Genomic DNA, 22,954 nt, shown 5'->3' with positions numbered 1-22,954 from the left:
CTCTTACCAGTCTGGTTCATGCAAAGCCGCGTTTTATATCATTTTGCTTTCTGGCTTGGTTATTTATTGTTCAAGACCTATCTCAATTTTGAGACTCTGGCTTACAATCAACCCAAAGAAAGTTATTACCGACTTTTTTTTCTGGCCTTGGGCATCCAGTCAATATACCTCATAGTCAAAATACCACTGGCATATAGCATTCTGTATTTTACGGGGCAATTCCTTAGCAAAAGATGGGGAATAATAAAAACCGTAAGCCTTACTGCAATTGCTTTTATGGTTGCCATTCCTGGTTTTCTGTTACTTACCTATTGGGTACAGAAATATATTTTGCACCACTCAATGGAGAATGAAAGCTATTTATCGGCAGCCAGTTTTTTTTACGCTTTTTTTCTTCTGGGCTTTACCTGTGGCATTGCCCTTGTATTTAAACTAATAAGACAGAACATTAAAACACGAGAACTGGCACAGGAATTGGCCAAAGAAAGGCTGGCCAACGAACTCAGATTTCTGAAAGCACAAACAAACCCTCACTTTTTGTTCAATACACTCAATAATATTTATGGCCTTGCCAGAAAAAAATCTGATGATACGGCGGAAGTTGTACTGCGATTATCGAAATTATTACGGTTTATGCTTTATGAAACCAATAAACCATTTTTGCCTGTTGAGGTAGAACTGAAGATAATAGAAGATTACCTTGAACTGGAAAAAATACGGTATAACCAAAGGTTGAAAATTGGTTTCAGCAAAACACTAGACAACCTGAGCATACCTATTGCCCCATTGATTTTATTACCTTTTATAGAAAATGCCTTTAAACACGGTGTTGGCGAGAGTATCCATGATTCATTTATTAATATTGATATAAAGTTAAAAAATGGATACCTTTTTTATCAGGTTGAAAACTCCAAATCGGAAGATGTGAGTGTTGAAAATAATGAAAAAATAGGCCTGATTAATGTAAGCAGACAACTGGAGTTGTTATACCCTGAACACCGGCTTACAATAAGCAGGTTACCTTCTAGTTTTAAAATAGTGTTGGAAATAAATCTGAACAGTCATGCAACAATTTAACTGCCTTATTGTAGAAGATGAGCCTCTGGCTGCCGAAATTCTGCAGGACTACATCAGCGAGGTACCCTTTTTGCAATTAATAGCCGTTTGCCCCAATGCCATATTGGCCACAGATATACTGCGCAAGCACAAAATAGATTTAATTTTTCTTGATATCAACCTTCCCAGGTTAAAGGGCATCGACTTCATCAAAACTTTGCACAGCCCGCCAAAAGTTATTCTGACAACCGCCTACCATGAATACGCGCTTGAAGGTTATGAACATAATGTACTTGATTACCTGCTGAAACCCATTGAATTGAGCCGTTTTCTGAAGGCAGTAAATAAAATGAGCCCAAATAGCCTATTACCGCCGGTTTCAGTACATCAGGAAGAAAATAAATACCGCTATTTTAATGTAAACAAGAAAAACATTAAGATTTACTATGATGAGATTCTTTATATTGAAAGCCAGCGCGAATACATTAAAATCACAACTGCTTCTCATGAAATTTTAACCAAACTTGCTTTAAGTGAAATTGAAGAAGAGTTACCAAAGGCAAATTTTCTGCGGGTGCATAGGTCTTTTCTGGTGGCTATCAATAAAATTGAGGCCTTTACAGCCACTGATGTAGAGATTAAAGGCAGGCAGATTCCTATCGGACGCGGGTATAAAGAGGAGGTCTGGTTGGTTTTGGGTAATAAAAACGGGCAGTTTTAATAAAAAGAGGTATTTTTGCAAATCCTTCTAAATACTGAATAAGATTTAATGAAAATTGCCGCTATTGATATTGGTTCAAACGCAGCCCGGATGCAAATTTCGTCGGTGCTGCATGACAAAAAGAAAATAAGCTTCAAAAAAGTAGAATACGTGCGATTTGCCCTGCGCCTGGGTATGGATGTTTTTAATACAGGCAAAATATCGTACGAAAGTGAAGCCAGAATAAAAAAACTATTGATGGCCTACCGGTTATTGATGGAACTACACGAGGTAGACGCTTACATGATATGCGCCACATCTGCCATGAGAGAAGCAGAGAATGGCAGTAATATTGTGGAGCGAATAAAAAATGAACTGGGGATGGAGATTCACCTCATTGACGGTGAAAAAGAGGCCGAGCTAATCAACAATGTGATTATTGCAGTTCTTGAAAACGACAAAACTTACCTGCATATTGATGTGGGGGGAGGAAGCACCGAACTGAATATCTACAAAGGGAGAACTAAAATAGCAGCAAAATCTTTCAAAATAGGTTCGGTTCGGTTGCTCGAACATAAGGAAGCCCCCGATGTATGGCGAAAAATGAAAGCATGGGTTAATGAAACCATACCCGTGCATGAAAAGGTAATAGCTGTAGGTACCGGGGGTAATATCTCCAAGCTTTTTAACATGATTGAAAGCAAACCTAACGGCATGGCATCGCTGGAAGAACTGGAAAGAAAACGCAATTATATTGACCAGTTTACGCTTGAAGAACGAATTAATCTGTTACAGCTCAATGCCGACCGTGCCGATGTAATTGTACCAGCATCTGACATCTATATTTCGGTTATGAAATGGGCAGAAGCGGATGAAATCATTGTTCCTGACCTTGGCCTGAAAGACGGTATCCTGTTACTAGTGTATGAAACATTATTGAACGAAGAAAACTAATGAAAAAGAGAAACATTGTCTGCACAGCACTGATTACTGCAGGTTTAGGTCTGGTATTGTTATTATCTTCATGGGGAATCTGGGGGCATCAGCATATTAATAAATCGGCGGTTTTTGCTTTGCCAGATGAGCTCCGCGTTTTCTTTTACAACCACCTTGATTTTATTACGGAGGAATCTAACATACCTGATTTAAGAAAATATACCCTGAATGATAAAACTGAGAATCCGCGCCATTATATTGATATTGAAGACTTCAAGACGCCAATTGGAGACATTGCAAGAACCAGCAAAGAGGCTTATGCCAGATACGACAGCAAAATGCTTCAGTCAAGTGGCATATTGCCCTGGTACATTCAGGAAGTAACCGACAAACTTACAAAATCAATGCAAGGCAAAAGAAAAACCGAGGTTCTTTTTCTTGCCGCCGACCTGGGCCATTATCTGGCCGATGCCCACATGCCTTTGCATACATCAAGCAACCACAACGGGCAGTTAACCAGTCAGACGGGTATCCACTCTTTCTGGGAAGCGCAACTACCTGAAACTTATGGCCCCGGGTATGGTTTTAATATCAATCAGGCAAAATACATAGACGATATAACCAAAGAAACCTGGCGTATCATCCAACATTCGCATGAACTGGCCGATACTTTGTTAGCAAAAGACAGAGAATTAAGAAAGACTTTTCCGGCTGATAAAATCTTTAAGAAAGATGAAAACGGGAAAATTGTAAGAAACAAATTCAATCAGGCCGTTTATAGCAAAGAGTATGCTGAGCTATACCACCAGGCATTGGGAGGTATGATAGAAAACCAGATGAAAGAGGCTATTGCGGCCACAGCCAATTTCTGGTTTACTGCCTGGGTAAATGCGGGAAAACCTGATTTAAAAGCACTAGATGATGAGGGGCTTACCAAAAGAAACAGACCTTATCTTAAAAAAGACCTGAAAGCCTGGCAGAAAGGAAAGTTGACCTTACTGAAAACAGAGCCTGAATATTAAAAACCCCAGCCCTCCCTACGCGGGTTACCCCATTGTAGGGAGGGAAGTAAAGGGTCAAACGCTTCACTCATTCGGCATTCCGGCTTAGCTATTTCGTTTCACAGTCTGGCTGGTAAACGTACTTTCAAAAATTTTATCGGCATTACCGGTTTCAAAACCTTCTCTTCTGTGTTCACGCGTAATAGATGCGGGTTCTAAATGCTGATACTCCGGCAATACTTTACGCTCGGCAAACTCTACATAACTGCCAGAAATAGGATGCACCTCACCGCCCTCAAAAGTAGCATCAATGATTTCGGCTACGGTTGAGCTTTGCAATAAACCTCCATCCGGACTGATTTTTATTTTACCGCCCGCATCATTCAGCTTCACGCCGGTTTTTTCAAGAAAAGCATTAAACTCCTGAATAGTGTTGTAGCCTGCTTTCAGGTTATGCACACTAATGGTGTAGTGATTCAGGTAATAACGATTATAGATTACCCATGCCGCATATTCACTGGCTTTCAGCAGTGTTGAATAATCTTGCCAGGTTGGTATGCGCCATAAAGGCTGGTGCAAAAAAGCATCTATGGCCGCGCCGTCGTTCAGGTTCAGGCTATCAACCGGGTCTGCTTTCACCTCATCAGTATAGTTTCTGATAATATCCTGAATATTTTCAGGTAAATCATTTACTCTTAGCTCACTTACAAATATTCTGGGATACTCCGGCCTTGGCGGAGAAAACCAGTAGGCATCCAACTTTTTACCTTCGAAATAGAAATAATCGCGTTTCTGGTAGCCCAAATGAATAAATATTTTCTCAAAAGATTTTATCCCCAATTGTGGCACTCCCATAGTTCTGAAAGCAATATGGTCGTTTTCTATTTCATTGGCATCGGCAATTATGCCCCCGGCAATCATACCATTGGTTACCTTCTCTACATCAGGTACCCGTTCGCGATAACGTCGCATCAGGCCTTCCAACACATACGTTAAAGTTGCTGTTCTATTTTCCATTAGTTATTCTCCTTTTTAAAAAATTGACCGTTAGTGGTTGTCAGATACTCACCCAATCGGATATGCTCCTGTTTAATGAAGCCGTCCTGAGGCAACTTGCCATCGGCAACCATCTCCACCACTGCCGCTACAGATGCGGCCGTTGTCCAGGATATTGCCCTCCAATGCTTTCCGTCAATCTCAATCGGCAGATACGCCTCATAAAACTCTTCCCGTGCCAGTTCTTCTCCTTTCCAGCCTTCTACCACGGCATAAACATACACTACGTCTTCCTGCACGGCAGGTTTAGCTTCTGTCAGAATCTGCTCTACCAATGCACGTTTATCTTTCAGAATGAGTTCATACAATAGAAACTTCATGAGACGCGCATGGCCCGGATACCTGATAGTTTTGTAGTTGAGGGTATCTACCATTCCTGCGTAGGTTTCGCACATGGTACCTAAACCGCCGGATGTGCTGAAGGCCTCAAACTCCTGGCCTTCAATCTGAATATGTTCTACACCATCCAACGATGGCACCATTTTGCGTGTGCCGTTATGTATAACCTCTGCATCATTAATATACTCATTTATTACACCGGCTGGCGACCACGTAAACGAATAACCCAACAAGCCATTAGGATAGCGCGGTAATGCGCCTACGCGCAGTTCAATATCACGTAATCTGGTAAACCTGCTGGCTAAATCTGCACCTATTATGCCAATTAAACCTGGCGCCAGACCACATTGCGGAGCCATTACAGCTTTGGCGGTCTTAGCCATTTCTCTGATAGCTGCCGTGGTGGGTACATCTTCAGTTAAATCAAAATAATGCACCCCATACTTATGTGCGGTTTCGGCTATAGGCAAATTTAGGTTATAAGGCATGGCAGAGACTACTGCCTCAAAACTCGGAATTGTTTTTTCTAAAAAATTAACGTCGGTTACGTCCCCAAGAATAACTTCAAAGGGTAACTCAAAATCGGGGTATCGTTTATCCATACCCATTACGGTAAAGCGTTTAGCGAGTAGCACTCCTACTAAAGACCCCACCTTTCCCATACCTATTACAAGAACGTTTTTCATGACAGGTGCTAAATAAAGTGATGATGAAATTTATTAATGAAACAACTATGCATTCATTTTCATGTACGTATAAATAATCAGGCCACACCACGCATGGTAAGGACATGGGTATTTAAACCAACATGGAAACAATGATTAGAAACTGATGTTCAGAGAGACAATAAATAAAGACCCTTGCTCGTGTCAGGAACAAATGAGCAGGCGCTTCTAAGATAAGCGAGCCGTGCCAGGTGGTATTTCAGGTCTTTAAACAAGTGAGAAGTTTTTTTTGAGCAAATGTAAATAATAGAACAGAAAATTCAAGAAATAAGGTGAAAATAAAATGAGCCACCCCTCCCGGAATGGCTCAGCAGACAATTATCAGATGGCTTATTAAGAAATATTTCCGAGTAGGCTTTCCTCCTGCTCTAAAAACGGCTGGCTTTTCAGGCGTTTGCCTGTGGCTTTATAAATTGCATTGGCAATTGAGCCACCTGTTGGCGGTAAGGCAGGTTCACCCAACCCGGTCGGGTCTATACCGTTATTAACAAAATGCACCTCAACAGCAGGTATCTCGTTCATTTTTATCAGGCGGAAAGTATTGAAATTGCTTTGTGCAGGTGTACCCTCTTTAAAAGTAAGGTTACCATACATGGCATGACCCATACCGTCTACAATGCCCCCTATTACCTGGTTTCTGGCACCACTTTGATTTACAACAACGCCGCAGTCAACCACTGCATAAATTTTTTGTAAAACCGGTTTGCCTTTCTTTACCACTACTTCTGCTACCTGTGCTACATACGACGCATGAGAGAAGTAAACACTAAAGCCCAGGCTGATTCCCTTCCGTTTTTTAAACCAGCCTGATTTTTCTGCTGCCATTTCAATAACGGTCTTCATACGGTCAATATCATAACGAACAGGCCCGGTTGGCGAATTTCTGGCTTTTTCAAGGAGGTCTAGTCTGAACTGCACTGCATCTTTGCCTGCAGCAATGGCTACTTCATCTATAAATGACTGCTCGGCAAACGCCAGAAAGTTAGTAATTGGCGCTCTCCAGGGGCCGGTTGTAATCGGCGATTTGTGGTCTACTGAATCTATCAACAGATTCGGCACAGCGCCCGACGGAAAGTTGTTTTCACGGGTGCTGTTACCTGCATTGATACCTACGCCACGAAGAGAGTAAGCTATCATATTACCTTGTTTATCGAGCGCGGCACGGAAACGGTAACGAACAGCAGGGCGATAGCTTCCGCCTGTCATGTCGTCTTCGCGCGTCCAGATTACCTTTACCGGAGCTTTTACCAGATTAGACACCTCAACGGCTTCCAGCACGTAGTCGGTACCCAAACGGCGGCCAAAGCCTCCTCCCATTCGGGTAAGCTCTACTGTTACCTTTTCAGGGGCGATATTCAATAATTTGGCAGTTTGTGTCTGAGCTGCCTGCGGCGTTTGCGTAGGGCCTACTAACTCTACACCATCCGGTTTTACATGCGCAAAGAAGTTCATAGGCTCCATCGGATTATGCGGCAGGAACGGACATTGGTACTCAGACTCCACAATTTTAGCGGCATTTTTAAAAGCCTCTTCTACATTCCCTTCTTTACGTCTTACATCTGCCTTTGGCGAATCAAGTAGTTCCTTGAAAATTCGGTTATGGTCTTCGGTGCTTTCAAGGTTGCCCTCTTTCTCCCATTCTATTTTCAGGGCTTCTCTGGCTTTTTTTACTTCCCAGGTAGACTTACCTACAACTGCTACCTTATTTTTGAACGAAACCACATCTACAATGCCGGGCATGGCTTTGGCGGCAGAGGCATCAAAAGATTTTAATTTCAACCCAAAAGCTGGTGGCCGCTGAATCATGGAAAACAGCATGCCTTCGCGGTAAAAATCAATACCAAAAAGTGGCTTTCCTGTTAAAATATCCTGATTATCAACACCTTTTATAGTAGAGCCTATCAGGTTAAAATCTTTAATGTCTTTCAGTTTTACATCAGCTGGTGGTGTAATCTGTGCTGCCTCGGTGGCCAGTTCGCCATAGCTTAATCTTTTATTTGAAGACGTATGTATTACATAACCATTTTCGGTTTTGCACTCAGCAGCTGGTACGTTCCAGCGTTTGGCTCCTGCTTCAACCAGCATCTGGCGGGCGGTTGCTCCGGCTTTCCGGAGTCTCTGCCATGAATGTGGAATAGACCCACTGCCACCTGCTACCTGACGCTCAAATTTTTTGGTGTCCAGCGGCGCTTGTAAAACCTTTACTTTGGCCCAGTCAACATCTAATTCTTCTGCTACAATAATTGGGAATGCCGTTTTTATGCCCTGCCCTATTTCAGGGTTGGGAGACATGATGGTTACGATTCCGTCAGGGTGTATAGAAAGAAAAGCATTAGGGGCAAAATCGGCAGCAACAGCGGTTGTTGCAGTTTCAGAGGCAAAAACCTCCTTACCAAACCAACTGAAACTTAACATGAAACCACCACCGGCCATAGCAGCTGATTTCAGGAAATCTCTACGACTATTATTCATTGTGTTATCCATGTTATTTCATTTTGGTTGAGGCAAGTTGAACAGCTTCTCTGATACGGTGGTAAGTACCACAACGGCATATATTGTTTGACATAGCAGTTTCAATCTCTTCTAAAGTAGGTTTAGGATTGCTTTTCAAAAATGCAGCGGCGGTCATCATCTGCCCGGCCTGGCAGTAGCCACATTGGGGTACGTCTATTTCATTCCAGGCCGCTTGCACGGGGTGGTCGTCCTTTTCTGATAAGCCTTCAATGGTAGTGATTTTTGAAGCGCTCACAGACGAAACCGGCAAAATACAGGCACGGGTTGCCTCTCCGTTTATGTGAACAGTGCAAGCGCCACACATAGCCATTCCGCAGCCATACTTTGTACCGAGCAAACCCAGGTGGTCTCGCAGAACCCATAGCAAAGGAGTGTCGGGGGCAACGTCTAAATTAAACTGTCGCCCGTTAATGTTAAGGTTGTAATTTGCCATCGTAGTTTATTTAATTGATAGTCAATATTTTAATCAAAAATAATAAAAATACTTGCAGAACTGAAAGAAATTTTACGCAAATGCTTAAAATTTTACCTATTAAATCTATAGATTTGAATTACTATATTACTCAAACTGAGCATTTTTTTCCACATACGTATATAAATTCCGTAAAAACTGGATTGGTTTATTAATTTAACAATATACTTTAATAACTTTGAGGCGCCAAAATTTCCGCAAACGCAATAAAATATGGGTTTACGATCTAGACAAAATTTAATCTCCGAAAAAATCGACAATTGGCTTATTGGATTTAAAGATGGAGCCGATTTTATAATTCTGTTCTTTAAAGAAGCGCTAAGTGGAAATTTCGAGTTCAAAGAATTCATCAATCAATGCTATCGTATCGGTAATAGTTCACTTTTACTGATCTCGCTTACAGGCTTTGTAACAGGCTTTGTATTTACCAAACAATCAAGGCCGTCTCTTGAAAGTTTCGGGGCTACATCGTGGCTGCCATCGCTGGTAACAATCGCCATCATAAGAGCGCTTGCACCATTGGTAACATCGCTTATTTGTGCAGGTAAGGTGGGCTCAAGTATCGGTGCCGAATTGGGTTCTATGAAAGTAACCGAGCAGGTAGATGCCATGGAGGTTTCAGCGGTTAATCCTATTAAATTCCTAGTGGTTACCCGGGTGCTGGCCACCACTGTTACGATTCCGATTTTATCATTCTATTGTGCCATAATGGCTATGACAGGCGTATTTTTGAATGTAGCTACCAACGAAGAAACCAGTCTTCCCGCGTTTTTTGAACAAGCATTTAACAGCATTATTTTTCTTGATTTATGGACAGCCATTATTAAAGCAGTATCCTACGGGTTTACAATAGGCATAGTGGGTTGTTATAAAGGCTACAACGCCAGTAATGGTACGCTGGGCGTAGGCAAAGCAGCCAATGCTTCGGTTGTTACGTCTATGTTCCTGATATTTATTGAAGAGGTATTTATTGTACAGGTAACTAACTGGTTTAGGTAATTTATTTTGTGATTGAGCGAATTAGCCATTAAACCCCGGTTTCAATAGCTGATGTCAATTATTCGCACAATTGAGAATCACTCATTCACCCATTCACTCCATAAGTGATATATGAACAAAGTAATTGAAATAGCACATTTATATAAGGCATTTGGCGACAGGGAGGTGCTGGAAGACGCCAGCCTTGATGTGTATGAGGGCGAAAACATGGTGGTGCTGGGCAAGTCGGGCAGTGGAAAATCGGTGCTCATAAAAATCATTGCCGGGCTTTTAACTGCTGACAAAGGAAGTGTTAAAGTACTTGGTAGGGAGGTAACCCACCTGACAAAAAAAGAATTGAATGAGTTACGCCTAAAAATAGGTTTTTCGTTTCAGAACAGCGCCTTGTACGATAGTATGACGGTACAAGAGAACCTGGAGTTTCCGCTGGTAAGAAACGTCAGAAATATGACGCGGGCCGAAATTGACAAGGCCGTTCATAAGGTTCTAGATTCGGTTGGTCTGCTGCAAGCTATTCATCAGATGCCTTCTGAGTTATCTGGCGGACAAAAAAAGCGCATAGGTATTGCCCGTACGCTTATCATGAATCCAAAAATTATGCTGTACGATGAGCCCACAGCCGGTTTAGACCCTATTACCTGTATTGAAATCAATCAGTTAATTAATGAAGTAAAAGAGAGTTATAATACCAGTTCTATCATCATTACCCACGACCTTACCTGTGCCAAAGACACAGGCGACAGACTGGCCGTTTTATTTGATGGTAACTTTAAGTTCCAGGGGACATTCGATGAAGTTTTTAAACATCCGGACCCCCGGATTAAGAATTTTCACGATTATAATTTTATAGAAAATAAAAAGAGATAGTGTATGGCAAACCCGCAATCGTCACAAAAAATAGCTGCCAAAGTTGGTTTATTTATTTTAATAGGAATTATTATTCTGGCTGCAGGTATTCTTACACTTGGCACCATGAGAAAATCTTTTATTACCCGAATTGATGCCGAGGCCACTTTTGAGAGTGTTAATGGTCTTACAAAAGGTAATAATGTATGGTTTGCAGGTGTAAAAGTAGGAACCGTAAGAGAGATACTTTTCACGCCTGACTCTAAAGTAAAGGTATTGTTTAGTATAGAAGATACTTCGCAGCCCTTTATAAAACAGGATGCAACCGTCAGAGTTAGTTCAGACGGGCTGATAGGCAACCCGATTATTCTGATTTCGGGTGGGTCTCCACAAGCCAGAATGATAGAAGACGGCTTTAAATTTAAAGTAGAACCAGACGTTACCCAACAGGAAATGCTCACTACTTTGCAGGCAAACAACAAAAATATTCTGTCAATTACTGATGACCTGAAAAGCATTATTGCAGATATACGTGCCGGGCAGGGTTCAATAGGTAAGCTAATGAAAGATGAGGCTTTATATGCCAACCTTAACAAAAGCATGGCCACTGTTGAATCTGCCACCCGAGACCTGAAAAGAGGTGCTAACGGTTTAGCCAAGCTAACCGACAAATTAAATGCTGATGGCAATTTTATTAACTCTATTGCTACAGACAAAGAAATGTATCCGAACATCAAGAAAACTGTAGCCTCGCTTGAAAGCACCTCACAAACCTTGAAGGAAACTACGGTATCTGCCAAGCAAATGGTGAATAATCTGGAACAAACCAGCAATACACTGCTTAATAATCCTAAAAGCCCGGTTGGTGTATTGTTGCACGACGAAAAAGCTGCCAATAACATCAGAGAAACCATCAGTAATCTGGAAAGCAGCAGTGCCAAGTTAGACCAGAATCTGGAAGCATTGAAGCATAACTTCCTGTTCAGAAGATATTTCAGAAATCAGGCCAAAGAAGAAGCCAAAAGAAAAGCAGATAGCACTGCTAATGTGAAGAAGTGATAAAACAAAAAAGTGCTTTACTGGTCTCGTAAAGCACTTTTTTGTTATTTTATTATACTATAAATAGATTAATCGATAAACGTAAATAAATAAAATCCACAATTTATAATTATTGTTTTTTTTTGCTTATTTCGCACCCAGACAAGCGCACGCTAATCTTTTTGCCAAACTAAAAAAGCCTAAACTGCTGATTGATGCCTATTTTATTATATTCTTTTGTCTGTGATTCTTTCGAACCCGGAGAGCATTAAGCACATTGCTCTGTCAGACAAAAAATATATCATTGTGCCTTTCACATTTAGGGATTACTATCGAAACCTATAATTTAGTTTTCCTTTTTTACTATACTATAAAAGCTTAACCTCTCTTGTCTCTATCAGAACATTTCGGCTGATAAATTACACCAATATTCTAGAAGCGTTCATTATTAAGCAAGCCAATATTATATGGTAATTTCATTACGTATAGGCTAATCAATTAATAAAACAGAGCAGTTGAGAACTGGCCTTTCATGCTTTCAATAGTATGGAGTCCTGAAATCTTGCTTACTAACTAAATTAAACTGCGTATTGCAGGTTAAACCCTTTTTTTTTAACCAATTTAAACACTTACTATTTATGAAACCACAATTTATTCTTGGTTTTTGTATTACATTTTTTTCTTCATTGCTAACATCATTAGCTCAGAAGGTCGACTTAGACCGGTATCATTTCAATGTTAGTTATCAACAGTTACCAAAAGAGTTTGTGCCCTTAGAGCAACGCACTTATGGAGCTAAAGTAACAGTAGGTAGTTCAGTACGGTCTTATATGGACGATGTTGCCCTCTATGATGGAATAAAAATATACGGTTGGAAGAAAGTGGAATCAAGCCCGACCGTTGGCATTGATATGAATCTTGAAAGTTTCATTTTTAAGGACGCGAGTTTAAAATCAGAAACAACCGAACAAAAAGACAAAGAGGGTAAAGTAACCTCAAGAACAACTTCGTATTGGATTTTGGCAACCTATGAGGCCAGAGGCTTTTCTTATATCAAAGGTCCTTTTACTCCAAAACAGCCAAGCGAAAAGGAACTATTGGAGCAAAAGAAAAAAGAAGAAGCTAAAAGTAACAACAGATTTTTGGCTAGTGTAACAGTTAATAAAGAGCCTGAGGTAACTAATGGTTTTAATGTCAGACATAATAACGTTTATACTTATGCTACAGAAAGCAGCACCAGTTCATCAACTGTAAACTCCGCTTTCCAAAACAAGAAAGATGCCATTTATTCAGATCAATTAAAGAATTTTGTTAATAGCTCGCTTGCGGCAGTTAATAATAATCTGAATTTCTATTATGGATTCAGCCCTATTCAGAGAAATGATTATCTGTGGATTCTGAATTCAAAAGATCATCCTGAATACCAAACCCAGCAAGAGGCGATTCAGGCTGTGAAAGAATTATTTAAAACTATGAAAGTCGACCAGCCTATTACAGAGTTAGAAAGTAATCTTTCTCCGCTTATAGACTATTTACAGTCTTTGAAAACCAAATACAAAGGCGATGATAAACGAAATAAAAAAATGAGGTACTCTGCCTATTACAATCTGTCAAAAATCTTCTATTATCTGGATAAACCTGAAAAAGCAAGAGAAGAAGCAGAGGGGCTAATCAAGAACGAATATGATGAAAAAGACGGAGAGTCATTAGTACAAATGGCTAACGAATTGGCTGAGTCAATGAAAATAGCTAAAACAAATACCAGACACAATCCTGAATTGAAATAAAATTAAATTTTAATACTAATCACTATCTTAATGAAAAAACATCTGAGTATTATTTTATTCCTTCTTGTGGGGTTTGTGGGATACGCTCAAAAAAGAAATGAAAAGGCTATCGCTTTAAGAGGCCCTATTACTCCTTTTGACCAGAATTACACAAATTAAAAAAGTTATTCACTAAAGCTTAATGTACCTGTAATGTTTGAATCTACCGTAAAAAAAGCAGGTGGAATCTATACCCCTTCCTGGGCGGACGATTTACAGATTTATGGTTTAAAAAATGACCCTGATGGCGATTTTAAAATTACATACAATGTCACAAAATTTGCATTCCTTGAGCAAAAAACAATTTCGCGCTCTCCGGCATACGTAATGGGTATAGAAGCCAACATGGAGATAAAAGATAAGGAAGGGAAAATAATTTATCAAAGATATATTACCCCAAAAGTAAATACCTATCTGGTAGATAATCAAATACAGCCAGCTCAGGTAATAAATGTTATAATAATCAATTCTTTTAAGCAGCTGGTTAACGATTTCAACCAGTACTTTTTATACGGCCCGGTTTTAGTTGGACGATATGCTGAACTTACTAAATTACCCAAAAACAGCAACCTTGAGGATTTTAACCTTTCAGCTCAAGTATTTGCAAATATTTCAGGTGTAAGCCGCGACCAATGGCCGAACTTGTTTGGCGAAGCTCAAAAATATTGGGAATCACTTCTAAAATATCAGACAAAGGATAGTGACGCTACTCAGGAGGTAAGAATGGGTGCAGCCAAAAACCTGGCATTTTCTCATCTGCTACTTGGTAACCTGCCACTTGCTGAAAAATATGCTGCAATGGTAAAGGAAGATAACGGTAAACTTTTTAGTTTATCTGCTGCTTCAACTACCCCTCCTATTGCAGATAACATCAAGGCAGTGAAAGATTATGCGACTGATTCAAAAGAAGCTAAAAACATCAGCCCTATATCGCCTGCCCCGGTTTTGCCTGAGTATAATAAAACTTCAGATGCATTCAAATATGTTTTGCTGGAGGGAGAATTAACAGATAAGAAAAACGAACGCTTTGTTGGTAATATAAAACTAATGAATGATAATCCGCCAATCATTGATTACCGACAAAACGAACAACAAGGAGGCTTGGTATCTGGCTTAATGAGTGCTTTAAAAACTGATAATAGCACTGTTTATATTGAAATAGCCGGTGAAAAGAAGCCGGTAAGAAGAAAAATTGATGATATCTCTTCAATTAAAACAAAAGACGGCAAAAAATATGTTGTAGGGGTTGTTGGAGACTTTTTACAAGATAATAATCACTATGCTTTACTAGAAGAAATTAAGTCGCATCCTGGTCTTTTAGTATATGATGAAGTTTTTCCTCAAAGCGAAAGAGCATTAAAAAAACCGAAAGAAGATAAATATTATCAATTACCAATATTAGGTGTGAAGAAATCACTGAAGGCATATTTTGCTGATTGCCCGGCCATTCAAAAGAGAATTGATGCCGGTGAGTTTAGCTCACTAACGCCGCAGAATTATATTCAGATATTTGAGGCTTATACTGCAGCTTGTGGCAAAAAATAAATGGGCAAAGCGATAAAATCACCCATAAAATCAAGAAAGCCTCGTTGTGAACGAGGCTTTCTCTTTGTATATCAATCAGTTTCAATTACAAAACTGTCTTAATCTTCAACTCATCCATTTGTTTCTGGTCGATAGTTGATGGTGAATCAATCATCATATCTCGGCCTGAATTGTTTTTAGGGAAAGCTATGAAATCTCTGATGGAATCGGCACCACCAAAGATAGAACACAGGCGGTCAAACCCAAAGGCAATACCAGCATGCGGAGGTGCGCCGTATTCAAAGGCATCCATCAGGAAGCCGAATTGTTTCTTAGCCTCTTCTTCACTAAAGCCCAGTATACCAAACATTTTCTGTTGCAATGGTCTCTGGAAGATACGTACCGAGCCACCTCCTACTTCTGTACCATTAATTACCATGTCGTAAGCATTGGCTCGTACATTGCCCAGGTCGTTAGTATCTAACAATGGTATGTCTTCAGGTTTAGGGCTTGTAAACGGATGGTGCATGGCAAACCAGCGTTCTTCTTCTTCTCCGTATTCCAAAAGCGGAAAATCAAGCACCCATAACGCTTTAAACTCGTCAGGTTTGCGCAAACCTAAACGGCTACCCATTTCAAGGCGAAGTTCGTTTAATTGCTTGCGGGTTTTAGCTGCATCACCGGCAAGAATCAGAATCAGGTCGCCCGGCTTGGCATCAAACTTCTCAGCAATCTGCTTTAAAGCGGCCTCATCAAAGAATTTATCAAACGATGATTTCAGCGTACCATCAGCATTATATCTGATATACGCCAGACCTTTGGCACCAACCTGCGGGCGTTTTACCCATTCGGTTATTTCATCCAATTGTTTGCGGGTATATTCAGCACAACCTGAAGCATTGATACCAACCAACAGTTCTGCCGAATCAAAAACTACAAAGTCTTTTCCTTTGGCTACATCGTTCAGTTCTACAAACTGCATTCCGAAACGCGTATCGGGTTTGTCAGAGCCGTACAAACGCATGGCATCGGCATACGTCATACGAGGCACCTCAGGCATATCAATATTTTTCACCGTTTTGAAAAGGTGACGAATCAGCCCTTCAAACATCTGCAGAATATCTTCCTGCTTCACAAAAGACATTTCACAGTCTATTTGTGTAAACTCTGGCTGGCGGTCGGCACGCAGGTCTTCGTCGCGGAAACATTTGACAATCTGGTAGTAGCGGTCAAAACCAGAAACCATCAATAATTGCTTGAATGTTTGCGGCGATTGCGGAAGGGCATAAAACTCACCCGGATTCATCCGGCTAGGCACCACAAAGTCGCGGGCACCTTCAGGTGTAGATTTAATCAATACAGGGGTTTCAACCTCAATAAATTCCTGTCCGTCCAGGTAATTACGGGTTTGCTGTGCCATTTTATGACGTAACTGCAAATTCTGGCGAACCACATTCCGGCGCAAGTCCAGATACCTGTATTTCATACGGATGTCGTCCCCCCCATCTGTTTCGTCCTGAATCATAAAAGGAGGCAACTTGGCAGGATTAAGTATCTCTAGTGTTTCAACTTTTATTTCAACATCGCCAGTTGCTATTTTATCATTTTTTGATACACGTTCAATTACCTCGCCCGTTGCCTGAATCACAAATTCACGGCTTAATGTACGAGCCAGCGCAATTACGGTTGCATCGCTGCTATTTTCGTTCAGGATCAATTGGGTGATGCCGTAACGGTCGCGAAGGTCAATATATATAATGCCTCCTTTATCACGAACAACTTGTACCCAGCCGCATAAGGTTACTGTCTGATTAACATCTGAGATTCTTAGTTCTCCGCAGGTATGCGTTCTTAACATTAGGTCTAACGTTTATGTTTAGCAATTTTTTTGCAAAAGTACGAATTTTAAAGAAAAGCCATGAAGGCTTTGTTAAAAATACCAAATTTCATATTTAGTACATTTGTTAGCCATGCAGTACAATTGATTCTTGATTTTGATGGCCTTAATTACGCAAAAAACATTATCTTCGCACCCTTTAAACCAGTATAGGGTGCCAAAGTCTTATTTTCAGTTCAAGCAATTCATCATTCATCAGGATCAGTGCGCCATGAAAGTATGCACCGATGCCTGCATACTGGGAGCCTATGCTGAACAAGAAAATGCACAAAGGATTCTGGATATAGGTGCAGGAACAGGTCTATTATCATTAATGCTCGCCCAAAGAACCGAGGCGAAAATTGATGCCGTTGAAATAGATGAAGCCGCCTACAAACAGGCAAACAGAAATATTACTGAAAGCAAATTTGCGCATAAAGTCTGGCTTCAACATCAATCTATTCAGAATTTCAGCCAACAAAATCAGGATTCTGACCGCGCTAGGTACGATTTAATCATTTCCAACCCACCTTTTTATCAAAATTCCCTACAATCGCCGGACGAGCCAACCAGCAAAGCGTTACATGCAACCACGCTTACATTGGAAGAGTTAACTGACGCAGTTATACAATTATTAAAACCCGATGGCCGGTTTATAGTGCTGCTACCTCCTTTTGAAGCCCGGCAACTAGCAGAAGTTGCTCAGAAAAAAGCCTTATATTTGTCAAAAAGATTACTGATTCAACATAATCCTCAAAAGCAGGTTTTCAGGCACATCATGACGTTCGGCAAAACACCCGAAGCCGCTTATGCAGAAGAAACCCTGGTGATTCATGAAAAAGAAACAGGTGCTTACTCGGAGAAATTCCGTAACCTGTTGAGCGATTATTACACTATTTTTTAGAACTTTGCCCTTAATGAACCCGAAAATTCAAATATCATTAGTTATTCCATTATACAATGAAGCAGAATCGCTTCCGGAGCTACACGACTGGATAGTGCGGGTAATGCAGGATAACAACTATAGCTACGAAATTCTTTTTGTTGATGATGGCAGTAACGACGGGTCATGGACGGTAATCAAGCGCCTTGCAGCCAGGAACCCTTTTGTGAGAGGATTCAGATTTGTAAGAAACTATGGTAAAACGGCTGCGCTTCAAACTGCTTTTGTGCAGTCGCGTGGTAATGTTGTAATAACCATGGATGCCGACCTGCAAGACAGCCCTGACGAAATTCCGGAATTATACAGAATGATAACCGAAGAAGGCTATGATCTGGTATCGGGCTGGAAGAAAAAACGCTTCGACCCCCTCACAAAAACATTGCCCACCAAACTTTTCAATGCGGTGTCGCGCTGGGTATCTGGTGTTCATTTGCATGACTTCAATTGCGGCCTAAAGGCGTATCAGGCAAGAGTGGTAAAAAACATTACCATCTACGGCGAAATGCACCGCAACATACCTATTATAGCTAAATGGAACGGTTTCAGAAAAATAGGTGAAAAGGTAGTGCAGCATCAGGCCCGTAAATACGGCAGCACCAAATTTGGTCTCGAGCGCTTCATTTTCGGCTTTCTCGACCTTCTGACCGTTGCTTTCGTTAATAAATTCGGTCGCAGGCCCATGCACTTTTTTGGTACTATGGGTGTGTTGTCGTTCGTTGTGGGCTCTCTTATGGCAATGTACCTCATTGCCGAAAAACTCTATAACATCAGCCAGGGGCTGCGCTACCGTAACGTAACAGATAACCCCATGTTTTTTCTGGCATTGGTGGCTATTATTATAGGTTCTCAATTGTTTCTGGCTGGTTTTCTTGGCGAATTATTTGTAAAACAGACCTTCAAAAAAGACGAATACCTGATAGAAGAAATAACCGGAGAATAAACTCTTAAAACCAACAAACTATATGAAGTTTATCAGACTAACCCTACTGCTTTTTGCTTTTGGCCATGCTGCTATGGCACAGAAAGTAAACAAACTCATTAAAGAAACTGAAGTAAAGAGGATTATCAGCACGCTGGCGGCAGATGATATGATGGGTAGAAGCTCGCTTCACCCACAGCAAATTGAAAAAGCCACTGCATTTATTGCTGAAGAATTTAAAAAAGCAGGTTTGAAACCATTAAACGGGCTATCAGGCTACAGGCAGGAGTTTCCGATTACAAAAATAGATGGCTTTGAGAAAGCAGAGGTAATTATTAACGGGCAGGTGCTAACGAAAGATAAATATATCTTTATGTCAGATAAAGAAGAAGTAAACTGGACCTCTAACATACCTGTGGTAATTGTAGGGAAAGAAGATACTTTTACACCCAACCAGTTTATGAATGATTCAACCAGCAAAATAGTATTGGTTGATGCAGCGCATGAAGGCAAACTGGCAGGCCTGAAGCGTTTCTTTGGCCGTACACGTTTGCTGGCTAAACCTTATCCGAAAATTGCAGGGAATATCCTGTTTGTGGTTGGCTTCAGTTCGGCAGACAGCTACTCGGTAAAAATAAAGCAACGCAAAGAAGCCTTTAAAATGGCTAATGTGGTAGGAATAATACCAGGCAAAAGCAAACCTGATGAAATGGTTGTTTTCTCTGGCCATTATGACCACCTGGGTATTATAAAATCTGTTGAAGGAGACTCTATTGCTAATGGCGCAGACGATGATGCCTCTGGTACAACAGCAGTTATTGCCTTGGCCAATTACTTTAAGAAATTGAAAAACAACGAGCGTACCATTGTTTTTGCAGCTTTTACTGCTGAAGAAATTGGTGGTTTTGGCTCAAAATACTTCTCGGAGCAACTGAATCCCGATAAAGTAGTGGCTATGTTTAATATTGAAATGATTGGTAAAGCCTCTAAATGGGGTATTAACTCTGCCTTTATTACAGGTTTTGAACGCTCAGACTTTGGTGCTATTCTGCAAAAAAACCTGAAAGGCACTGCCTTTACATTCAACCCGGACCCGTATCCACAGCAAAATCTTTTCTATCGTTCAGATAATGCCACACTGGCTCGTCTGGGCGTACCGGCGCATACTATTTCAACCGACCAGATTGACTCAGACAAACTTTACCATTCGGTTAATGATGAAGTAGAATCGCTTGATATACAAAACATATTGGCAACCATCAGAGCCATTGCTTTAAGTTCGCAAAGTATAATTGCAGGCACCGATACCCCGACCAGAATTGATAAAAGCACAGTTAAATAATAGTGCAAAAACTTAACCTGCCCGCCATTTCAATCACAAAAAATGGCGGGCAGGTTAAATAAATCAACTGAATCTGACCAAAGAAAACAACAGATGTACCCTCCCGACTTTAATAATCCACTGTTGGTTCTTTACACAATAATTGAAGGCTTTCCTTCGTATAATAGGCACGTAAATGCTTAGAAATATTAGCCCCTTACCTATATTTTAAGGCTTTAACCTTTTGCATCAGTTCATAAAATTGTTTACGTTTGCTTTCATATAACACACCAAAATGAAGTTCACATTACCGGAATTAGAAAAAGGCAGATATAAAAAAATTATTGCTAACATCTGGAAATTCACCGGATTGGCTGGTGTTGCTTTTATTATTTATCTGATAGCCGTCAGCTTCAATTTATTCTGGCTGTTTGGCAAAATGCCCAGCCTTGAAGAAATCGACAATCCTAAAAGTGAAGTAGCCTCAGAAATTATATCTTCTGACGGTAAAGTGATTGGCAAATTCTTTCACGAAAACCGAAGCCCCATAGAGTTCAGCGAGTTATCTCCTAATATTATTAATGCACTAGTAGCTACCGAAGATGCCCGTTTTACAGTGCATTCGGGTATTGATGCCCGCAGTACTTTGCGCGTGGTAACGGGTTTATTTACAGGCCAGCAAAAAGGCGGTGGTAGTACTATATCGCAACAATTGGCTAAAAACCTTTTTAAACTGCGTGAGATTGATTACTACAAAGGCCCTTTGTACAGCATACCCGGTTTTAAACAGCTTATTATTAAAACCAAAGAATGGATAACCGCCATTAAACTTGAACGTCGTTATACCAAGCAGGAAATAATGGAAAAATACCTGAACACCATTGAGTTTAGTAGTGGTGCATTCGGTATTAAGTCTGCCTCAAAAACCTATTTCAAGAAAGAACCAAGCGAGTTGAATCTGGAAGAAGCCGCCGTATTGGTTGGCATGATTCAGAATCCTTCCCGATTTAACCCGAAATTCCACCCACTGGCTTCAAAAAACCGCCGGAATATTGTTTTCGACCAGATGGTGAAGTATGACAAGCTATCGCCAGCCACGGCCGAAACATTAAAACAAACCCCTATTACACTTAATTATCAGCCAGAAAGCCACAATACAGGCCCTGCGCCTTATTTCAGAAAGTTTTTGAAAGACTGGCTGAAAGTTGAGCTGGGCAACGAAGGCTATGATATGGAAGACATTGAAACCAAGGGTTTCAAGATTTATACGACCATTGACTCAAGAATGCAGTTTTATGCTGAGGAAGCCCTGAAAGAGAACATGAAAGAGCAGCAGAAGAAATTCTATGAGCACTGGAAAGGCCGCAACCCCTGGGTAATGGGGCCAGAAGGTAATTATAAAGAAATACCAAACTTTGTTCAGAATGTTGCTAAAACCACACCGCGTTTCAGAGAACTGAAAGAGCAATATAGCGACGACATGGATAAGGTCTGGAAAGAAATGAACCGCCCTACCAAAATGCGTGTGTTTTCGTGGAGCGGAGAAAGAGATACCGTGATGTCGTCAATGGACTCTATCAGATACTACAAATTTTTACTGCATTCAAGTTTTCTGGCCATGGACCCCCGAAATGGCCATATTAAAGCCTGGGTAGGCGGTATTAACTACAAATACTTTAAGTATGACCACGTGTTTCAGGGCAAACGCCAGCCGGGGTCTACCTTCAAGCCATTTGTATATGTAACGGCCATTGACAACGGCTTTTCTACCTGCGAACGTGTAATTGACCAACCAGTTACTATACCAGTGCCCGGAGGCAGCTGGACACCCAAAAACTCAGATGGCAAATACAGTTACCAATCGCTCACGTTAAGAGAGGCATTGGGGCAGTCGGTCAACTCGGTAAGTGCTTACCTCATTAACCAGTTCAAACCCGCTAATGTAATAAAGTATGCGCACAAGCTGGGCATAAAAAGTAAGCTTGATGAAGTGCCTGCGCTATGCCTGGGTATCAGTAGTGTGTCTTTATACGAAATGATGGCCGGCTACAGTGTCTTTGCAAACGGAGGTAAATATACCGAGCCCATATTTGTAACGCGTATTGAAGACAAAAACGGTGAAGTAATAAAAGAGTATTATTCAGACAGCAAGGAGGTTATCAGCCAGGAAACAGCCTACAAGATGATTCATCTTATGCGTGGGGCTACTCAGCCGGGCGGTACAGCTTATGGCGGGCTTTCAAGATATGGGCTACTGGATGGCAATGAAGTAGCGGCTAAAACAGGTACTACCTCTAATTACTCTGACGGCTGGTTTATGGGTATAACACCTACGCTGGTAGCCGGTGGATGGACGGGCGGAGACGAACCCTCTATTCACTTCCGGTCTATTGCATTGGGACAGGGGTCGAGGGTTTCATTGCCTACATGGGGGATGTTCTTTCAGAAGGTATATGCCGACAAATCGCTGGAGTATAAAAGAGGGTCTTTTGTAAAACCATCAACAGTCTCTGTTTCAGGCGATTGTGTTTACACCGCCGGAGAAGGGTATCACATAGATTCAACTCAGAAATACACTCCTCCGACGGCCAAACCAGCCGACGACGACCAGTTGTAATCAGGCAGCTACACGAACCAATTCCGTGCTCTGTTCTGCCTCTGTTTCAACGTTTTCAAATACCATAAACACGGTTTTGGTAGTTTTTTTCCTGGCAGCAAAGTACTCGTTCCAGTTAGAAGTAACGACACTTATACCACAGAATATAGCCAGAATCACATAAGGAATCTGAATCAACAAAATGAAGATGTGTGACATATTAATTTTTTAGTTTCATGGATATACTTATCCAACTAAAAATCCATG

General features: G+C 40.9%; 19 protein-coding genes. 13 read left to right on the top strand and 6 right to left on the bottom strand.

Annotated features, from left to right (window positions below):
- Window positions 1-18 precede the first annotated feature (18 nt).
- From NZ848_RS02760 to NZ848_RS02745, 4 genes are read left to right on the top strand one after another with little or no spacing between them, the layout of a single operon-like run.
- Entirely contained in the window at window positions 19-1,077 is a 1,059-nt protein-coding gene (locus NZ848_RS02760; RefSeq protein ID WP_259014261.1) for a sensor histidine kinase, read from the top strand.
- A complete protein-coding gene (locus NZ848_RS02755) occupies window positions 1,064-1,777 on the top strand; it encodes a LytR/AlgR family response regulator transcription factor (RefSeq protein ID WP_259014260.1) in 714 nt (237 codons plus the stop codon). Before NZ848_RS02760 ends, NZ848_RS02755 begins: the two co-directional genes overlap by 14 nt.
- A 48-nt stretch (window positions 1,778-1,825) precedes the next feature.
- Entirely contained in the window at window positions 1,826-2,710 is an 885-nt protein-coding gene (locus NZ848_RS02750; protein WP_253533769.1) for a Ppx/GppA phosphatase family protein, read from the top strand.
- Complete coding sequence (locus tag NZ848_RS02745; RefSeq protein ID WP_259014259.1) at window positions 2,710-3,714, top strand: zinc dependent phospholipase C family protein; 1,005 nt, start codon at window positions 2,710-2,712, stop codon at window positions 3,712-3,714. Before NZ848_RS02750 ends, NZ848_RS02745 begins: the two co-directional genes overlap by 1 nt.
- A gap of 84 nt (window positions 3,715-3,798) precedes the next feature.
- On the opposite strand, the gene NZ848_RS02740 is transcribed toward NZ848_RS02745, so the two are convergent.
- From NZ848_RS02740 to NZ848_RS02725, 4 genes are all read right to left on the bottom strand, one after another.
- Window positions 3,799-4,710 (bottom strand): DUF1338 domain-containing protein, encoded by a 912-nt coding sequence (locus NZ848_RS02740; protein ID WP_259014258.1) that lies wholly within the window; start codon window positions 4,708-4,710, stop codon window positions 3,799-3,801.
- Entirely contained in the window at window positions 4,710-5,774 is a 1,065-nt protein-coding gene (locus NZ848_RS02735) for a saccharopine dehydrogenase C-terminal domain-containing protein (protein ID WP_259014257.1), read from the bottom strand. The genes NZ848_RS02740 and NZ848_RS02735 overlap by 1 nt, the downstream gene beginning before the upstream one ends.
- 372 nt (window positions 5,775-6,146) lie before the next feature.
- Window positions 6,147-8,285, bottom strand: a complete 2,139-nt coding sequence (locus tag NZ848_RS02730; protein WP_259014256.1) for a xanthine dehydrogenase family protein molybdopterin-binding subunit — start codon at window positions 8,283-8,285, stop codon at window positions 6,147-6,149.
- A 13-nt stretch (window positions 8,286-8,298) separates the two neighbouring features.
- On the bottom strand, window positions 8,299-8,760 hold the full coding sequence (locus tag NZ848_RS02725) for a (2Fe-2S)-binding protein (RefSeq protein WP_259014255.1): 462 nt from the start codon (window positions 8,758-8,760) through the stop codon (window positions 8,299-8,301).
- Window positions 8,761-9,012: 252 nt separating this feature from the next.
- On the opposite strand from NZ848_RS02725, the gene NZ848_RS02720 reads away from it, so the two are divergent.
- The 5 genes from NZ848_RS02720 to NZ848_RS02700 all read left to right on the top strand — a co-directional run bounded on the left by NZ848_RS02720 (window position 9,013) and on the right by NZ848_RS02700 (window position 15,053).
- On the top strand, window positions 9,013-9,798 hold the full coding sequence (locus NZ848_RS02720; protein WP_101727657.1) for an MlaE family ABC transporter permease: 786 nt from the start codon (window positions 9,013-9,015) through the stop codon (window positions 9,796-9,798).
- A 111-nt stretch (window positions 9,799-9,909) separates the two neighbouring features.
- The gene (locus tag NZ848_RS02715; protein ID WP_253533764.1) at window positions 9,910-10,665 is read left to right on the top strand and encodes an ABC transporter ATP-binding protein; all 756 of its coding nucleotides are present in this window, start codon (window positions 9,910-9,912) and stop codon (window positions 10,663-10,665) included.
- Between the two features lie 3 nt (window positions 10,666-10,668).
- On the top strand, window positions 10,669-11,703 hold the full coding sequence (locus NZ848_RS02710) for an MlaD family protein (protein WP_259014254.1): 1,035 nt from the start codon (window positions 10,669-10,671) through the stop codon (window positions 11,701-11,703).
- 617 nt (window positions 11,704-12,320) lie between these two features.
- Window positions 12,321-13,469 carry a hypothetical protein gene (locus NZ848_RS02705; RefSeq protein ID WP_259014253.1) on the top strand — a complete coding sequence of 383 codons (1,149 nt, stop codon included), beginning with the start codon at window positions 12,321-12,323 and terminating at the stop codon, window positions 13,467-13,469.
- 384 nt (window positions 13,470-13,853) lie between these two features.
- The gene (locus NZ848_RS02700; protein WP_259014252.1) at window positions 13,854-15,053 is read left to right on the top strand and encodes a hypothetical protein; all 1,200 of its coding nucleotides are present in this window, start codon (window positions 13,854-13,856) and stop codon (window positions 15,051-15,053) included.
- An 85-nt stretch (window positions 15,054-15,138) separates the two neighbouring features.
- Here NZ848_RS02700 and aspS read toward each other — a convergent pair whose 3' ends face one another.
- A complete protein-coding gene (aspS, locus tag NZ848_RS02695; protein ID WP_259014251.1) occupies window positions 15,139-16,890 on the bottom strand; it encodes an aspartate--tRNA ligase in 1,752 nt (583 codons plus the stop codon).
- Window positions 16,891-17,083: 193 nt separating this feature from the next.
- Here aspS and NZ848_RS02690 point away from each other — a divergent pair, with 193 nt between their 5' ends.
- The 4 genes from NZ848_RS02690 to NZ848_RS02675 all read left to right on the top strand — a co-directional run bounded on the left by NZ848_RS02690 (window position 17,084) and on the right by NZ848_RS02675 (window position 22,708).
- Window positions 17,084-17,812, top strand: a complete 729-nt coding sequence (locus NZ848_RS02690; RefSeq protein WP_259014249.1) for a tRNA1(Val) (adenine(37)-N6)-methyltransferase — start codon at window positions 17,084-17,086, stop codon at window positions 17,810-17,812.
- Window positions 17,813-17,825: 13 nt separating this feature from the next.
- On the top strand, window positions 17,826-18,791 hold the full coding sequence (locus NZ848_RS02685; protein ID WP_259014248.1) for a glycosyltransferase family 2 protein: 966 nt from the start codon (window positions 17,826-17,828) through the stop codon (window positions 18,789-18,791).
- Window positions 18,792-18,813: 22 nt separating this feature from the next.
- Entirely contained in the window at window positions 18,814-20,112 is a 1,299-nt protein-coding gene (locus tag NZ848_RS02680) for a M20/M25/M40 family metallo-hydrolase (RefSeq protein WP_259014247.1), read from the top strand.
- Between the two features lie 274 nt (window positions 20,113-20,386).
- Complete coding sequence (locus NZ848_RS02675; protein ID WP_253533758.1) at window positions 20,387-22,708, top strand: penicillin-binding protein 1A; 2,322 nt, start codon at window positions 20,387-20,389, stop codon at window positions 22,706-22,708.
- Here NZ848_RS02675 and NZ848_RS02670 read toward each other — a convergent pair whose 3' ends face one another.
- Complete coding sequence (locus NZ848_RS02670) at window positions 22,709-22,906, bottom strand: hypothetical protein (RefSeq protein ID WP_259014246.1); 198 nt, start codon at window positions 22,904-22,906, stop codon at window positions 22,709-22,711.
- Window positions 22,907-22,954 lie beyond the last annotated feature (48 nt).

Source organism: Emticicia fluvialis (assembly GCF_024793945.1).
Lineage (GTDB): Bacteria > Bacteroidota > Bacteroidia > Cytophagales > Spirosomataceae > Emticicia > Emticicia fluvialis.
Note: the sequence above shows the minus strand (reverse complement) of the source record. Positions and strands in the feature narration are given on the sequence as shown.

What these genes read in the sequence shown, in the direction of transcription:
- NZ848_RS02760 (WP_259014261.1), top strand. Translation starts at nt 19, where the DNA reads ATGCAAAGCCGCGTTTTATATCATTTTGCTTTCTGGCTTGGTTATTTA.
- NZ848_RS02755 (WP_259014260.1), top strand. Translation starts at nt 1,064, where the DNA reads ATGCAACAATTTAACTGCCTTATTGTAGAAGATGAGCCTCTGGCTGCC.
- NZ848_RS02750 (WP_253533769.1), top strand. Translation starts at nt 1,826, where the DNA reads ATGAAAATTGCCGCTATTGATATTGGTTCAAACGCAGCCCGGATGCAA.
- NZ848_RS02745 (WP_259014259.1), top strand. Translation starts at nt 2,710, where the DNA reads ATGAAAAAGAGAAACATTGTCTGCACAGCACTGATTACTGCAGGTTTA.
- NZ848_RS02740 (WP_259014258.1), bottom strand. Translation starts at nt 4,710, where the DNA reads ATGGAAAATAGAACAGCAACTTTAACGTATGTGTTGGAAGGCCTGATG.
- NZ848_RS02735 (WP_259014257.1), bottom strand. Translation starts at nt 5,774, where the DNA reads ATGAAAAACGTTCTTGTAATAGGTATGGGAAAGGTGGGGTCTTTAGTA.
- NZ848_RS02730 (WP_259014256.1), bottom strand. Translation starts at nt 8,285, where the DNA reads ATGAATAATAGTCGTAGAGATTTCCTGAAATCAGCTGCTATGGCCGGT.
- NZ848_RS02725 (WP_259014255.1), bottom strand. Translation starts at nt 8,760, where the DNA reads ATGGCAAATTACAACCTTAACATTAACGGGCGACAGTTTAATTTAGAC.
- NZ848_RS02720 (WP_101727657.1), top strand. Translation starts at nt 9,013, where the DNA reads ATGGGTTTACGATCTAGACAAAATTTAATCTCCGAAAAAATCGACAAT.
- NZ848_RS02715 (WP_253533764.1), top strand. Translation starts at nt 9,910, where the DNA reads ATGAACAAAGTAATTGAAATAGCACATTTATATAAGGCATTTGGCGAC.
- NZ848_RS02710 (WP_259014254.1), top strand. Translation starts at nt 10,669, where the DNA reads ATGGCAAACCCGCAATCGTCACAAAAAATAGCTGCCAAAGTTGGTTTA.
- NZ848_RS02705 (WP_259014253.1), top strand. Translation starts at nt 12,321, where the DNA reads ATGAAACCACAATTTATTCTTGGTTTTTGTATTACATTTTTTTCTTCA.
- NZ848_RS02700 (WP_259014252.1), top strand. Translation starts at nt 13,854, where the DNA reads ATGGAGATAAAAGATAAGGAAGGGAAAATAATTTATCAAAGATATATT.
- aspS (WP_259014251.1), bottom strand. Translation starts at nt 16,890, where the DNA reads ATGTTAAGAACGCATACCTGCGGAGAACTAAGAATCTCAGATGTTAAT.
- NZ848_RS02685 (WP_259014248.1), top strand. Translation starts at nt 17,826, where the DNA reads ATGAACCCGAAAATTCAAATATCATTAGTTATTCCATTATACAATGAA.
- NZ848_RS02680 (WP_259014247.1), top strand. Translation starts at nt 18,814, where the DNA reads ATGAAGTTTATCAGACTAACCCTACTGCTTTTTGCTTTTGGCCATGCT.
- NZ848_RS02675 (WP_253533758.1), top strand. Translation starts at nt 20,387, where the DNA reads ATGAAGTTCACATTACCGGAATTAGAAAAAGGCAGATATAAAAAAATT.
- NZ848_RS02670 (WP_259014246.1), bottom strand. Translation starts at nt 22,906, where the DNA reads ATGTCACACATCTTCATTTTGTTGATTCAGATTCCTTATGTGATTCTG.